The following is a 14838-nucleotide window of genomic DNA, read 5'->3' as shown; positions in this document are numbered from 1 at the left end:
ACAATAGTTAAAGATGAAAAAAATCATATTCCTTACGGTATTTGCAATGAGTGTAAACGTATTTTCACAAGACACCATAATACCTTTATGGCCAAAAGACAAGATACCTAACCACGTAGTATCTAATGAAAAAGAAGAGCATGTAATAGAAGATATTTTACGCATTAGTAAAGTGCAAGAGCCAACAATTGAGGTGTATTTGCCTTCAAAAAAGAATGCTACTGGCCAAGCAATGGTTATTTTCCCTGGAGGCGGATATCGTATTTTAGCCTATGATTGGGAAGGTATTGACATAGCCAAATTCTTAAATAGTAAGGGCATAGCCGGTATTGTAGTCAAATACCGTTTACCATCACCAGTATCTCAGACTAATCAAGAAGATGTACCTTTAATTGACGCCCAACGTGCATTGCGGTTAGTGAGAAGTAAAGCAGAAGAGTTTAATATAGACCCCAATAAAATTGGCGCTATGGGCTTTTCCGCGGGTGGACATTTGGCATCTACATTAGGAACTCATTTTAATGAAAAAGTATATACACCAATTGATGAAGCAGATAAATTAAGCGCAAGACCAGATTTTCTGACGTTATGTTACCCGGTAATTACTTTTAATCAATCATCTACTCACAAAGGTTCTCAGAATAATTTATTGGGGGATAATCCTAAACAAGGAGCAGTTGATCGTTTTAGTAATGAGAAACAAGTATCGGCTAATACGCCGCCTACCTTTTTACTGCATGCTACTGATGATACATCTGTTCCCGTAGAAAATAGCTTGGTATTTTACAAGGCGTTGGTAGAAAACAAGGTTCCTGCTGCATTACACGTGTTTCCTACAGGAGGTCACGGTTTTGCTTTGGGGTTACAAGACCCATATTTAAGAACCTGGCCAGAGCTTTTATTTGGATGGATGGAGAGTCTAAAGTAGTTCTAGTATTTTTCAAAAAAGATAACAGAATATCTGTCTAACTTTTATATTTTTGCAATCCAAATTCGGGATGTAGCGCAGTCCGGTAGCGTACACGCCTGGGGGGCGTGGGGTCGCAGGTTCAAATCCTGTCATCCCGACTAATCACTTTCAATGTGGTTCCAAAGCACTGTTAACTAAATAGTTTACAGTGCTTTTTGTTTTGTTGTATTCGTTTGATATCAACTATTTCGCTTGCTCAATAGATAATTACCTATTGCCAAGTAATCTAATCCTGTAGAATAAAAACATCGTAACGCATCTTTTGGGGATTCTACAACAGGTTCACCTTGAATATTAAAACTTGTATTTAGCACAACGGGAATTCCGGTTCTTTCTCCTAACTTTTCAATTACTTCATGATATCTGGGATGCAATTCTTTCTTTACCGTTTGTAATCGTGCACTACCATCAACATGTGTAATGGAAGGTATTAAATGTTGTTTATCTTCTAAAACATTACAAACCTTAAGCATAAAAGGAGCTTCTACTTTCAAATCAAAAAAATCTTTATATGATTCTACAAGAGCAGAGGGTGCAAAGGGCCTATAGGCTTCCCTAAATTTCACTTCGGCATTGATTTTATCTTTCATTTGCGGAAAGGCAGGGTTTGCCAAAATACTTCGGCTACCTAATGCTCTGGGACCAATCTCCATAGGACCTTGAAACCATCCTATAATATTTCCTTCTGCCAATAAATCAGCTGTTTTTTGACAGATATCGTCTATGTACTCGGCTTCTAGTTTAGCTCCGTCAATGACTTTTTTTATTTCTTCATTAGTATAACTTGTTCCTACGTAGGGGTCATCATGCACAAAGTTTCTCTGATTGCCCAAAATACCATTATATAAGTAATAGGCTGCTCCAATGGCTGTACCATTGTCCCCTGCAGCGGGCATTACGTATATATCTTCAAACGGACTCTCCCTAACAATCCTTCCGTTTACAACGCTGTTTAATGAAACGCCGCCCGAGAGTACTAAAAATTTAGCATTTGTTTTCTGATATAGAATGTCGCATATTTCCAATAGACGTTCTTCCAATACTTTTTGAAAGGCAGCCGCTACATCCATATGATGTTGTTCAAATTCTTCACCGTGTATGCGTGGCCTACCAAAAGTTTTATAGAATTTATCCGAACACCTTTTACCGACAATATGCTGATAGTTAAAATAGCTTAGGTCAATTTTTATTTTCCCGCTTTTATCTACGGTAACAAGTTTTCTTACTTCATTAATAAAAGTATTGGGGTTTCCCATAGGAGCCAATCCCATTGTTTTTCCTTCATCGTAGTTGGGTCTAAAACCACAAAATTCGGTAACCGCTTCGTAAAAAGAACCCAAGGAATGTGGAAAGTAACTTTGTTCAAAACGGGTTACCGTATTGTTCTTTCCATAACCTAACCAAGAAGTGGCCCACTCACCAGAACCATCAATTCCCAAAAGAGCAGCCTCTTCGTAAGGCGATACAAAAAATGAACCCGCCACGTGAGTAAGATGGTGTTCTATAAAATGAACCTTTGGACCTTCTTCCTTTGTTTTAAAATGTTGCCTGTACCATATCCAAAAACGGCGTTGTTTGGCATAGGCATTTACTAGGTAATGACCAATAAAAGGCATAAAACTACCAAGATGTTTTAAGAGAAAGACCACTTTCTGTTTCCAATTGGTGGTTGGTTTTATGGAAACTGCAATATGATCAATATCTTCATATGATAAATCGGCCAATTTTAAACAACGATCAATGGCCATTACAGGAAAGGCTTGTGTATGCTTATCTCTGTTTAATCGCTCTTCTTCAATTGCAGCTATTAGTTTTCCGTCTTTTACTATACAAGCCGTTGAATCATGAAAATAATAGTTAAGCCCCAATATGATCATTTGTAGTGTGGTATTGGTTGATGTAAGTTTAAAAATAGGTCTTTATTAAGAGAAATTATATGACAAATGTCTCTTTTTTAATTGTTTAAAAGTACTTTATTCAGCTTGTCTTATTTTACAATATCCAATAATAGACAGCCTATGAAGTATTTAGAACGAGTTCTTTTAATCTACGGAATTTAATACATTTTACAATTATAAAGAAACTATTACGGCACAGTACAGGACAGGTAAAACAGATAGAGAAATTATATTTGGTTGTGGTGGGTTATAATGTTGAATAGTTTATTGGTTATATTCAGTGAACAATTAAAATGGAGGAAGTAAATACCACTTTTTAGTCTTAGACAGCCAAGCATTAAAATAAAATCTAAAAAATGAACAAGTATATCTCATTCTTGCGGACTTTATTGTCCTTTAGTGTTGTTTTTATATTTTTAAATGGATGCCAAACAAAAACTAAAAAAGTCGGAAAAGAAGTTGCCGTTTCTTCAGAAATAGAATTACCCAAACGGCCTAATATTTTGTGGTTGGTTACAGAAGACATGGGACCCTACATTCCTTCTTTTGGAGATTCTACAATTGTGACGCCCAATTTAAGTCGCTTGGCTAAAGAAGGTGTAGTTTATTCAAATTTGTATTCAACATCTGGAGTTTGCGCTCCTAGTAGAGCGGCGATTACTTCGGGAATGTATCCCACGAGTATTGGCGCCAATGGTATGCGAACTACTTCGTATACAGAGGTTACAGGCTTACCATCTTATGGGGCTGTTCCACCGTCAGAAACTCGTATGGTAAGTGAATTACTGCGGATGAATGGATATTATTGTTCTAATAATGACAAAGAAGATTATCAATTTAAAGCTCCCAAAACTGCTTGGGATGAAAGCAGCCCGTACGCACATTGGAGAAATCGCGGTGAAAATCAACCATTTTTCTCGGTTTTTAATTTTAACCAGACACACGAATCTGGTTTATTTGAACCCTACGGATTTAAAAATTCAGAAATCAGACATTATCATGCAGGAGATAGAAACTATACATGGGATAAGGGTAACCTAACAGAACAAGAAACTCCAGTACATTTGTCCAAAGACACAGAATTTTTTATTCCTCCTTATCTACCGGATACTCCTCTAGTGCGACGAGATATGTGGAAGGTATATAATAATATTGCTGAAATGGATAAGCAAGTTGGGGCAGTATTGAAACAGTTGGAGGAAGATGGACTTTTGGAGAATACGATTGTTTTTTTCTACGGAGATCATGGAGGACCTTTACCTAGAGAGAAGCGTTTAATTTATGATTCAGGATTAAATACGCCTATGATTATAAGATTCCCCCATATGCAACATTCGGAAACTAAGGATGAAGATTTAATCAGTTTTGTAGATTTTGCTCCCACGCTTCTTTCTTTAGTGGGAATTGAACCGCCGGCGTACATGCAAGGGCAAGCTTTTTCAGGAGAATACAAGGCTAAAAAAGAACGAGAATATATTCATGGTGCAGCAGACCGTTTTGATGGGTTTTCTGATGCAATTCGTGCTGTGCGTGATGACCAATTTAAGTATATACGAAACTACAGACCTAATCAAGGATATTATTTGCCGGTTGAATACAGAGAAAGAATACCGACTATGCAAGAGCTGTTGCGCTTACGTGATGAAGGTAGTTTAGATAGCATACAATCTCTTTGGTTTAGGGAAAGTAAGCAGCCCGAGGAATTATATGATTGTAGGACAGATCCGTACGAAGTAAACAATTTGGCCCAAGATTCTACTTATGATAAAAAACTAAAAGAGTTACGAACGGAAATGGATGAGTGGCTTAGTGAGATAGGGGATGACCCCAGCCTTCCAGAAAGAGACTTGATTACTAAATTATGGAACGGAGCAGCCAGCCAGCCTATAACTTCAGACCCCAAAATGGAATCTAATGATAATGTAATTACAATGAATTGTTCTACTAAAGGTGCATCATTGGGGTATAAAATTATTGATAGTAAAGGAGTTATTCCAAAAGCATGGAGCATTTATCAAAAGCCATTTCAAATTCCGTCAGGAAGTAAGGTTATGGCGCAAGCATATAGAATTGGTTATGTGCCAAGTAAAGTAATAGAGAAAGAATTATAATTCCCTTAAAAGGAGAGCTCACAAACGGAAGTAGTAAAGTTAGATGTCAATAAAGAACTTAATTAAAACACTGGATTGAAAATTAACAGATAAAGCAATACCAAAATCCTTGATGCGTTATAGTTCAGATAACGACCCAGATTTAAAAATAACTTTACCTGTCCCTATGAAAAATATAAAGCTAGTTTGCCACTTTTTTTTGATTCTTTTTATTGTCTCTTGTTCTAACGATATAGATTCTGTCCTTGAAGAAAATGTAGTGGAGGATCAAGAAATTATTGAAGATGAAGAATCTGTAGATGATGAAGTTATTGATGAAGAGGAAATTGAAGAAGAAGATTCTGAAGATAATGTTGCGATTACCGAGGAAGATTTTTTTAATTATGTTTACGAGGGAGAAACAGTAAGCATAGACAATTGGACTGGACAAAAAGTAGAAAATACATTAAGCATCACCGCTTCGGGGTCAGACGGGAACAGCATTAATCTGCTATTCAATACATTTGGCGACCAAGGAAAAATAACTTCATATTCCACAACCGATTTTGATTTTCCTTCATCAGGAAATTTTGCCTATTTCACGTCTAATTTTTTCACGTTTGAGTTGGTTAATATTGATGAAGTTAATAAAAAGGTTGAGGTTCAATTCTCAGGAAAATTATATGAGGATGAGTATGACATAGAATCTGACTCTCATGAAGTGGAAGGAAGTTTTATAGCCAGTTATATTGAAACGGAACCGGGCATAGCAAATTTGGGAACTCATGCACAAATAGGTGGAGAAGCTTGGTATAATACAAGTAGCTTTGAGGCTGGAGGTTTTGTTAGTGGTACTGACATAACATTTAACCAATTAAGTGATAACGAACACCTAATATCCATATCGATAAATCACGATACAACAGAAGAAGGTAGCTTTAATTTTAATGCAGATAGTAGCGTTAATTCAGTTGTCCTTTCGCGCTATGATGAAATTGATCATGAATTTGTGTCGTATGAAAGCTCTGGTATGTTGGTCATTACTGCAAAGGAAGTAGGACCCCAATTAACCCTAATAAAAGGAGAGTTTAGCCTCACAGGAATAGATACTACGGACAACAGTACTACGGAAGTTACTGGTGGCAACTTTTCTCTAGTTTATGTAAATTATTAATTAAAAGATTTTCAATTTTAATCAGCTTGTTTTTTCTGAAAATATTTACTAAAAACCAAAAACAAAGCGCCACATAATAACCATGCTGGCAAGGTTACAAAAGAAAGAAACACATTAAATTGAATTGAAATAAAATAAAACAATCCAAAACTGATGGCCCACGCCAAGAACACCGACTTATTGAATTTAATATTTGCCACTTCAGCATAGTTTTTAACGATTCCCGCTTGTTTATGGAAAAAGTGCTCAAATACGATAACAGCACCAAAAGGAGCTAGAATAAATCCGTAGAGCGCAACAAAGCCTAATAATTTCATGGCAAAAGCGGGAAACAATCCGGCAATTGTCGCTACTGTTCCCGCTATAATGGTTACCCAAAATGTAGACAGTTTAGGCATAATGGCCTGAAAGGCTAATCCAGCTCTGTAAATCGTAGGATTTGCCGTTGTCCATCCTGCTAAGACTACCGCAATAATTCCAAATATTCCAATAGCATTGTTTGCCAGAGGCCCTGGCGCTACCGGTGGTGCTTCTCCATTGGATAGGAAAGCTTGCGCTTCAGGAGACTTTAAATAGACGGCATAGAGTAGTGCAGCGGCAATCCACGCCATGTAATGACCTACGTACATTCCTGCAGCGGTAGTCCATCCGGCATTGGCTGTTTTCGCGAATCTGAAAACTGATAAATCAGACATACCTACGTGCATAGCTGCATTAGCGAACCATGACCATATCACTACGTGCCAAAAGGTGTATTTTAATTGTCCGGGAAAGGGTTCTGATCCTTCTCCCCATATATTCCAAAAATCCGTAAAACTCTTAACTCCTAATTGATTTAAAGCAACAATTCCACAGGCCAAAAAAGCAAGTACGATTATGGGAGACATCCAATTTGCTGCTTTAGATACGGTGTCGTATCCCTTTGAGGCAATCAGTGAGATTACAGCTCCTATAAGTACTACAATAATCACCCAGGTTGCTCCATTAGGCGTGGTGTCGGTTAGTTTTGGCATTTCCATATCAAAGGGAATACCAACAGCTGTGGCTGATACCGTTATCATGGCACCAGCAAGAAAACAGAATAATATGCCGTTGGCCAGATTGTAACCAATAACCAGTTTTTTACCACAGATTTTTTCAAATTGATAGTAAAGTGTCAACCTATTTTCTACGGCTATTTTTGCGGTTAGAAACCTCCAGCTTAATACGGCAAGAAGATTTCCTATCAATAAACCTACAATTAAATCAAAAGCACTGACACCAGCAGTCAAAAATAATGGGCCAATCATAAATTCGGTTCCCGCGGCATGCTCACCAGCATACATCCCTAAAAAACTTTTCCAGCTTTTTAGTTTTGATGTGGGTATTGGTTCTCTTTCATATTCGCCACCGACCAATTCTTCAATTAGTTCTTCTTCGTGATGATTTTGGCTCATAGAGGTGGTTAGTTTATTTAATAAGGTGATTTGGTAAGTCTTCGACACGTTCACAACATAACTGGTCCATAACCTGTTTAAACTGCGTTTTTAACATGGATATCGTATGGTCACCACCATTATCTCCTAGAGCACCACAACCGTAAAGAAAAGAACGCCCCATAAAAGTGAATTTAGCCCCGCTAGCCATAGTTCTTGCAATGTCCGGTCCTGAGCGTAACCCACTATCCATCATAATTTCTATCTGGTCTCCATATTTTTCTGTTATTTCAGAAAGTGAGTTTATAGTAGATTGGGCAGCATCTAATTGTCTGCCGCCATGATTGGAAACGATAATGCCATCAAATCCCATACGAATGGCATCTTGGGTATCTTGTTCAGAGGCAACTCCTTTGAGGACTAATTTTCCTTTCCATTTATCACGAATAGGTTTTATACGTTCTTCGTTTAATCTGCCAGAAAAAGTCTTGTCCATAAACTGCCCTAATTGCTTTAAGTTGAGTCCTTCTGGTGTATAGGGTTTTAATGTTTCAAAGGTGGGTTGGCCATGTTTTAAGGTGTTCATTGCCCAGGTGGGTTTGCCTAAAATCTGTAAAATATTGGTCAATGACATTTTTGGGGGTAAGGCCAATCCATTACGAATATCTCTAGGCCTGTATCCAAAAGTGGGTACATCACAAAGCAATACCAATACTGGACACCCAGCAGCTTCCGCTCTATTGATAATATCATCTCTTAAAGCATCCTCAGCAGGGTTGTACAACTGGAACCACGCATTGCCCTCTGTCAATTCACTTGCCCGTTCAATGCTCATGGTGGTCACTGTACTAAGAATAAAAGGGATGTTATTTTTGAAAGCCGATTTAGCTAAAATCTCTGGAGAATTGGGCCACATTAAACCTTGCAGACCAACAGGAGCAATGCCAAATGGTGCATCAAACTCCATACCCAGTACTTTGGTTTTTGTAGAACTAATACCTTGGTTTCTTAAATATCTAGGTTGTAGTTGCACTTCATGTATTTCCGAAGTATTTCTAGTTATACTAACATCTTCATTACAGCCACCATCCAAGTATTCAAAAGCGAATTTAGGTATACGCTTCATAGCTTTGTTTCTCAAATCATCCATGGAAGGGTAGGCCGGGTTGAATTCCTTGGTCATATCATTGGTTTATTTAAGGATAAATGGACGATGGTTTTTAACAGCGTAGTTTTTGTCTAAAAATGTAGACTCTAATACAATATCAGAAATAACGATAGCGGCTCCTAAGGCAGAGCCCAAAGAAGAATCTGTGGTGCTAAGCTTCATATTCCCTATAAATTGGGAAAGCAATTGAATATAGATTTCATTGTCACTAAAACCACCATCAATATAAAGTTGGTTTATTTCAGAATTTCCTATTGCCGCTCTAATACTTTTTTCTTGAAGGAAAACCAATTCCAACATCAACTGATGATAGGCATGCTCAAATTTATCATAGGGTATTTTGGTCTCATTAGGCATGTCTTCTGATGACATACTAGACCACTTAAACATATGGGTGAAATCTTTATTGATTTCAAAAAAAGTATCTTGATTAAATTTCACTTTTTTATGGGTATCTGGTGACACATTAAAATGGTCAGACAGCGCTTTTACCTGAAGTTTGTATTCGTTACCTAAAAACAACCGGGAAACTTTAACCGGACTACCGTCAATTCTCATATTGAACAATGAGTCGTTCTCAATATCATCTGGAGTAAGCATTCCTTCGTTAAACGGATTAATTGAAATGCTCCATGTTCCCGTAGAAATTAGCAAAAACGGTTTGGTTACACTTCTGATATACGGAATTAGGGCAGAAGAACTATCGTGGATTCCAACACCCATTTTAATTGTTTTACCCTTGTAATTTACGAGGGTCGTTTTTCTAGACGATTCAATAGGGGGTAATTTTTTATTAATCCCCTCTTGATAAACCCATGAATGATAGTCTTTTTTCTCAAAGTCCCATAGCATGGTATGACAACCAATACTTGTATATTCACTTACGGGAATACCTGTAAATAAATAGCTGAGGTATTGAGGTAGATGCAGGGAGTATTTTATTTTTTTAAAAGTTTCTGGTTGGGAATTTTTTAACCAATATAAGTGCATACCGGTATTTAACATACCTAATTGAGGAGAGCCTGTTACTCTTGATAATTCTTTCTCCGGTCCGTAAGCTTTATTAAAAGAAGTAAAAACATCATCTTTTAACGGCTTCATATAGTTGTAAAGTGGCGTGAGTGGTTTTCCGTTTTCATCAATATGTACCCAGCTTGCTCCGTAACATGAAAAGTTTAAAGCTATAATTTCATACTTTTCAGAATCTAGCATGTTATCAAAGACCTCTTTAGCCCATACTTCTAGAGCAGCAAGATTTTCAGTAGGGTAGCCGTCCTCATCTTCAATTTCTTCGAAACGATTATATTCTCGATGAACTTCTTGAAAATTTTCATCAAAAAGAAAGAACTTTTTGTTCGTCTTTCCAATATCAAATACGGCCGTTACTTTAACTTTCATAATGATGTAATTATAGTCCGGATGCTACGGAGTTAGCACCTCTTTCTTTTATTAAATTCTCTCTCACCTTTAAAGATCTATAAGCGTTAATTGGGTTTAATGCCCCGCCGCTGTTTAACCTTGCTTTTTGCAACAATGGTCTAACATCTGTGCGGTAAGCATCTTGAAGAATCTCTTGACATTTAACAACGTCATGATTCAGTTGTGCCTTAGCTAATAATTCTTGGTCAACAAGCAATGCTTTCGCGTGCGCTTCCTGTATGGCCTCTAAAGATTGGATTAAATCTTCTAACGGGTCTTTTATATTATGACTGGCATCTATCATCCAAGCTGGATAAGGGTTTTGTGGATTGTTTTCCATTCCATAAACCAAAGCATTGAAAATTAAGAATAGAGCATAAGGCTTTATACTACCAACGGTAAGGTCGTCATCGCCATATTTACTATCATTAAAATGGAATCCGCCTAGCTTTCCCTTTAACATTAAGGTGGAAACTATTTGTTCAATATTAGTGTTAGGAAGGTGGTGTCCTAAATCTACTAAAGTATACGCTTTTTCTCCGCAAGCATTAGCTAGCATAAATGAAGTTCCCCAATCCTGAATTACCGTACTATAGAAATTAGGTTCGTAGGGTTTATATTCTATAAACATTTTCCAGTCTTCCGGAAGTGTTTTGTATATGTCCTTTAAGCTATCTTCTGTATTTTGTAAAGCCGATTGAAAATTAGTTTGTCCAGGAAAATTAGAGCCGTCTGCCAACCAGACCGTCAAGCTTTTTGAACCTAATTTCTCTCCAATTTTAACTACTTCAATATTGTGAGCTACAGCCTGTTCACGAGCAGCTTTACTCGTGTTACTTAAAGAGCCAAACTTATAACTCTCCTTACTGTTCTTTTGATTTTGAAAAGTGTTTGAGTTGACTGCGTCAAATAGGATATTATGAGAGTTTGCCAAATCTTTAATGGCATTGTAATCTGTAGGTACATCCCAAGGTATGTGTAATGATATGGCTCCTGCACTTTGAGTGAGTGAGTGAATTAAGCCAACATCATCTATTTTTAACTCTAGACTTGAAGGTTCTCCTTGAAATCCAAAACGTCCGAACCTTGTACCACCTGCGCCCAATGCCCAACTTGGTATGGCTACCTGAAAGTCCTGTAATTTCTCAATTATTACGTTAACATCTTTACCCTTTTTTAAAAGTGTATAGGCTAAAAAATCGTAACGCTCATTATGCTCGGTGATTCCTTTTTTATTGGTATCTCCAAGTTGACCTTTGTCTATTCTCATAAAGTATTACATTTTAAAAAATACTTCCATGGGTTAAACGGCCCATGGAAGTAAAAAAACAAACTAACTAACTCAGAACTAACTATCGTACAAATGCATTGGCCATACCGCCATCTACATTAATAATATTTCCTGTTGTTTTGTTCAATACACCAACACAGGCAAAGACCCCATCGGCAATATCTTTAGGATAAATAATTTCATTTAAAAGATTACGCTTTGCGTAATGGGTAGGAAGCTCCTCAACCGTAATTCCGTATGCTTTGGCACGACCTTCGGCCCAATCTCCTTCCCATATTTTACTACCAACAATAACCCCATCAGGATTAACCGTATTCACACGTATTTTATCACCACCTAACTCTGCGGCTAGTAAACGAGCCATATGTTGTTGGGCAGCTTTAGCTGTTCCATAAGCTACATTATTTGGGCCTGAAACCAAACCATTTTTACTAGCAATACTAATAACGTCACCACCTAGGTTTTGTTTCCGCATAACCGCTACCGCTTGTTTTGCTAGTTCAAATTGGCCTTTTACCAGAACATTTTGAAGAATATCCCAATCTTTCTCCGTAGTATCTTCTAAAGGTTTTGAAATGGCAAGACCGGCACTGTGAACAACGATGTCTACACCACCAAACTCCAAACAAGCCTTTTTATAGGCATCTGCAACTGATTCGCTTTTTGTTACATCACAAACAGCATAGCTTGCAATATCTCTAGCGTAAGTAGCAACACCTTCTTTTAATCTATCTTCAACAATATCCGTCAATACAACATTGGCACCTTCTTCGGCCAACTTATCTGCAATAGCTTTACCTATACCGCCACCTGCACCAGTAACCAAAGCTACTTTGCGGGATAATGGTTTTTCTTTTGGCATACGCTGTAATTTTGCTTCTTCTAGTAACCAATATTCAATATCAAAAGCTTCTTGTCTTGGCAAGGATGTGTATTCCGTAATAGCTTCTGCACCACGCATTACGTTAATAGCGTTTACGTAAAATTCATTGGCAACGCGGGTAGTCTGCTTGTTTTTAGCAAAACTGAACATACCTACTCCTGGATATATAATTATAACCGGACTGGCATCTCTAACGGCAGGGCTATTAGGACGCTTATGGTTATCATAATAGGATTGATATTCCTTTCTGTACTGTTCAAAAGCTGGACGTAATTTGGCAAGAACGGCTTCCGTATCAGAAAGGTCTTCTTTAGTATCTAACTTTAATACTAAAGGTTGAATTTTAGTTCTTAAAAAGTGGTCAGGACATGACGTGCCCATAGGTGCCAAGCGCTCTAAATCATTACTATTGATATACTCAAGAACAACATCACTATCATTAAAATGCCCGATCATTCTGTTTTCAGAAGAACAGAGGCCTCTTAGCATTGGCATGAGTTGAGCGGCTTTTTCCAAACGCTCCTCTTTTGCAAGACTTTTTATCTTTTGACCGCCAAACACACTTCCGTTAGCGGCAATCTTTTTTTCTATGTATTCAGAAGCAGTTTCAATAACTTCAAGACTGTTCATGTAACATTCATAAGAAGTATCTCCCCAAGTAAAAAGTCCGTGGCTTCCTAAAACTATTCCACGTATACCAGGGTTATCGTTCAGACATTTTTCTAATTGAAGACCTAAGTCAAAACCTGGTCGTTGCCATGGTACCCAACCCATTGTATCTCCCCAAATTTCTTTGGTAACCTTTTCGCTGTCCTTTGCTGCGGCAACCGCTATTAAAGCATCTGGGTGTAGGTGGTCAATATGTTTAAACGGAAGTAACCCGTGCAATGGCGTATCTATAGAAGGGGCTTTACTGTCTAGGTCATATATACAATGGTTAAAAAGACCAACCATGCGATCTTCATCTTCAAGACCTCCATAGACATTCTTTAAACTTCTTAATCTTTCAGTATAAAGACCTGCAATTCCAGCTTTAGTTAATGTACCGATATCTCCACCAGAACCTTTAATCCACATAACCTCTACATCCTCATCGGTCAATGGGTCTTTTTCAATGGTTTTGCAACTCGTATTTCCACCACCATAGTTAGTTATTCTTAAATCTGCCCCAAGAATATTTGAGCGATAAAGAAATAAAGCCACTTGGTCATCACCTAGTGCAGCTGCTTTCTTTTCATCCCAAAGATGATCGACGTACTTGAATTGTTGTGTTGTATTTTTCATTTAAAGGGTTATTATGTTTGATAGCAAAAGTAGATTATGAAAGAAAGCTTTGTGTCCTGTACTGTACCGCTTATGTGAAAAATAAAAATGTTTTTTTTTGGTAGATTACCAAATTACATCTTTATTATTGCCATGTTGTAAGACCATTACAATGGAAAAGATAAAGACTTCTGCTGATGAATATATTTAATTTTATCAATATAAATGAGAATTCTAGAGTTCCAAAGTACAAACAGATTGTAGACTCTATCATTTATAATATTTCTGCAGGTAATTTAAAGATGGACGATAAAATTCCGTCTATAAACATGTTCAGTGAAGAGTACCTGTTATCAAGAGATACAGTAGAAAAGGCGTATAGTATTTTAAGGGAGCGGAAGGTAATCATATCCATAAGGGGAAAAGGGTATTATATAGCCAGAACTAAATTAATATCAAAAGTCAATATCCTCTTTCTAATCAATAAGTTGAGTTCGTATAAGATGCGGATTTATAATTCTTTTATAAATAGCATTGGAGGAACATCTCATACAAGTCTTTTCATTTACCATTGCGAGGAAGAACTTTTTCTAAATCTTTTGGAAAAAAATAGGAATGCTTATGACTATTATGTCATCATGCCTCATTTTAAGACAGAAAAACTAAAACATACGAGCTATACCCCTGAAGTAATTAAAGCAATAAATGAAATCCCAAAGGAAAAATTAGTCATAATGGATAATCCTGTTGCCGAAATTGAAGGAAACCATATTGAAATTTATCAGGATTTTGAGAATGATATTTATAATGCATTAAAAGAAGGATATAGTAAGATTTCTCAATATGAAAAATTGTTCATCACATATCCCAAAGAATCGGTTTATCCTTATCCCAAGCGAATTTTACATGGATTTAGAAAATTTTGTAGCGAGCACTCCATAGATTTTGAGGTGCTAGACGAGATTTATGATGATATGATTCTAAAAAAAGGCGATTTGTTCATTACCATAAGCGAATCGGATTTGGTGAATCTCGTTAACCAAATACGGAACCAGGAATTTGAGCTAGGAAATGATATAGGTGTAATTTCCTATAACGATACGCCCCTAAAACAATTATTGGGAATTACATGTATCTCCACAGATTTTAAAGCGATGGGAGAAACAGCTGCCCGTATGATTATGGATAAGAAAAAAGGGAAAGTAAAAAACCCATTTCATTTTATCGACAGAAATTCTATATAGTCAAATCAGCTATTGAATAGTAG

General features: G+C 37.0%; 10 protein-coding genes and 1 tRNA gene. 5 read left to right on the top strand and 6 right to left on the bottom strand.

The features are described from left to right. Nucleotides 1-13: 13 nt before the first annotated feature. Together IWB64_RS20050 and IWB64_RS20045 are read left to right on the top strand one after the other, a co-directional pair. Nucleotides 14-928: an alpha/beta hydrolase gene (locus IWB64_RS20050; protein ID WP_194535702.1), complete on the top strand. Its 915-nt coding sequence runs from the start codon at nt 14-16 to the stop codon at nt 926-928. A 66-nt stretch (nt 929-994) separates the two neighbouring features. Next, nucleotides 995-1068, top strand: a tRNA-Pro gene (locus IWB64_RS20045). 81 nt (nt 1069-1149) lie between these two features. Here IWB64_RS20045 and IWB64_RS20040 read toward each other — a convergent pair. Then, a complete protein-coding gene (locus IWB64_RS20040) occupies nt 1150-2847 on the bottom strand; it encodes a carbamoyltransferase family protein (protein ID WP_194535701.1) in 1698 nt (565 codons plus the stop codon). 377 nt (nt 2848-3224) lie between these two features. On the opposite strand from IWB64_RS20040, the gene IWB64_RS20035 reads away from it, so the two are divergent. Together IWB64_RS20035 and IWB64_RS20030 are read left to right on the top strand one after the other, a co-directional pair. After that, the gene (locus IWB64_RS20035) at nt 3225-4979 is read left to right on the top strand and encodes a sulfatase family protein (RefSeq protein WP_194535700.1); all 1755 of its coding nucleotides are present in this window, start codon (nt 3225-3227) and stop codon (nt 4977-4979) included. A gap of 166 nt (nt 4980-5145) precedes the next feature. Continuing rightward, nucleotides 5146-6132 carry a hypothetical protein gene (locus tag IWB64_RS20030; protein ID WP_194535699.1) on the top strand — a complete coding sequence of 329 codons (987 nt, stop codon included), beginning with the start codon at nt 5146-5148 and terminating at the stop codon, nt 6130-6132. A 17-nt stretch (nt 6133-6149) separates the two neighbouring features. Here the strand turns inward: IWB64_RS20030 and IWB64_RS20025 are convergent, their stop codons facing one another. The 5 genes from IWB64_RS20025 to IWB64_RS20005 form a co-directional block, all read right to left on the bottom strand. After that, nucleotides 6150-7568 carry a purine-cytosine permease family protein gene (locus tag IWB64_RS20025; RefSeq protein WP_194535698.1) on the bottom strand — a complete coding sequence of 473 codons (1419 nt, stop codon included), beginning with the start codon at nt 7566-7568 and terminating at the stop codon, nt 6150-6152. 13 nt (nt 7569-7581) lie between these two features. Continuing rightward, entirely contained in the window at nt 7582-8730 is a 1149-nt protein-coding gene (locus IWB64_RS20020) for an alpha-hydroxy acid oxidase (RefSeq protein WP_194535697.1), read from the bottom strand. A gap of 9 nt (nt 8731-8739) precedes the next feature. After that, complete coding sequence (locus tag IWB64_RS20015; protein ID WP_194535696.1) at nt 8740-10113, bottom strand: FGGY-family carbohydrate kinase; 1374 nt, start codon at nt 10111-10113, stop codon at nt 8740-8742. A 10-nt stretch (nt 10114-10123) separates the two neighbouring features. Further along, the gene (locus IWB64_RS20010; RefSeq protein ID WP_194535695.1) at nt 10124-11404 is read right to left on the bottom strand and encodes a sugar isomerase; all 1281 of its coding nucleotides are present in this window, start codon (nt 11402-11404) and stop codon (nt 10124-10126) included. An 82-nt stretch (nt 11405-11486) separates the two neighbouring features. Further along, nucleotides 11487-13592 (bottom strand): bifunctional aldolase/short-chain dehydrogenase, encoded by a 2106-nt coding sequence (locus tag IWB64_RS20005; protein ID WP_194535694.1) that lies wholly within the window; start codon nt 13590-13592, stop codon nt 11487-11489. 176 nt (nt 13593-13768) lie between these two features. On the opposite strand from IWB64_RS20005, the gene IWB64_RS20000 reads away from it, so the two are divergent. Beyond that, nucleotides 13769-14815: a GntR family transcriptional regulator gene (locus IWB64_RS20000; RefSeq protein ID WP_194535693.1), complete on the top strand. Its 1047-nt coding sequence runs from the start codon at nt 13769-13771 to the stop codon at nt 14813-14815. Nucleotides 14816-14838: the final 23 nt, after the last annotated feature.

The sequence above is a fragment of the Zobellia nedashkovskayae genome, assembly GCF_015330125.1.
GTDB classification, from domain to species: Bacteria; Bacteroidota; Bacteroidia; order Flavobacteriales; family Flavobacteriaceae; genus Zobellia; species Zobellia nedashkovskayae.
Note: the sequence above shows the minus strand (reverse complement) of the source record. Positions and strands in the feature narration are given on the sequence as shown.

What these genes read in the sequence shown, in the direction of transcription:
- IWB64_RS20040 (WP_194535701.1), bottom strand. Translation starts at nt 2,847, where the DNA reads ATGATCATATTGGGGCTTAACTATTATTTTCATGATTCAACGGCTTGT.
- IWB64_RS20010 (WP_194535695.1), bottom strand. Translation starts at nt 11,404, where the DNA reads ATGAGAATAGACAAAGGTCAACTTGGAGATACCAATAAAAAAGGAATC.
- IWB64_RS20000 (WP_194535693.1), top strand. Translation starts at nt 13,769, where the DNA reads ATGAATATATTTAATTTTATCAATATAAATGAGAATTCTAGAGTTCCA.
- IWB64_RS20005 (WP_194535694.1), bottom strand. Translation starts at nt 13,592, where the DNA reads ATGAAAAATACAACACAACAATTCAAGTACGTCGATCATCTTTGGGAT.
- IWB64_RS20025 (WP_194535698.1), bottom strand. Translation starts at nt 7,568, where the DNA reads ATGAGCCAAAATCATCACGAAGAAGAACTAATTGAAGAATTGGTCGGT.
- IWB64_RS20035 (WP_194535700.1), top strand. Translation starts at nt 3,225, where the DNA reads ATGAACAAGTATATCTCATTCTTGCGGACTTTATTGTCCTTTAGTGTT.
- IWB64_RS20020 (WP_194535697.1), bottom strand. Translation starts at nt 8,730, where the DNA reads ATGACCAAGGAATTCAACCCGGCCTACCCTTCCATGGATGATTTGAGA.
- IWB64_RS20050 (WP_194535702.1), top strand. Translation starts at nt 14, where the DNA reads ATGAAAAAAATCATATTCCTTACGGTATTTGCAATGAGTGTAAACGTA.
- IWB64_RS20015 (WP_194535696.1), bottom strand. Translation starts at nt 10,113, where the DNA reads ATGAAAGTTAAAGTAACGGCCGTATTTGATATTGGAAAGACGAACAAA.
- IWB64_RS20030 (WP_194535699.1), top strand. Translation starts at nt 5,146, where the DNA reads ATGAAAAATATAAAGCTAGTTTGCCACTTTTTTTTGATTCTTTTTATT.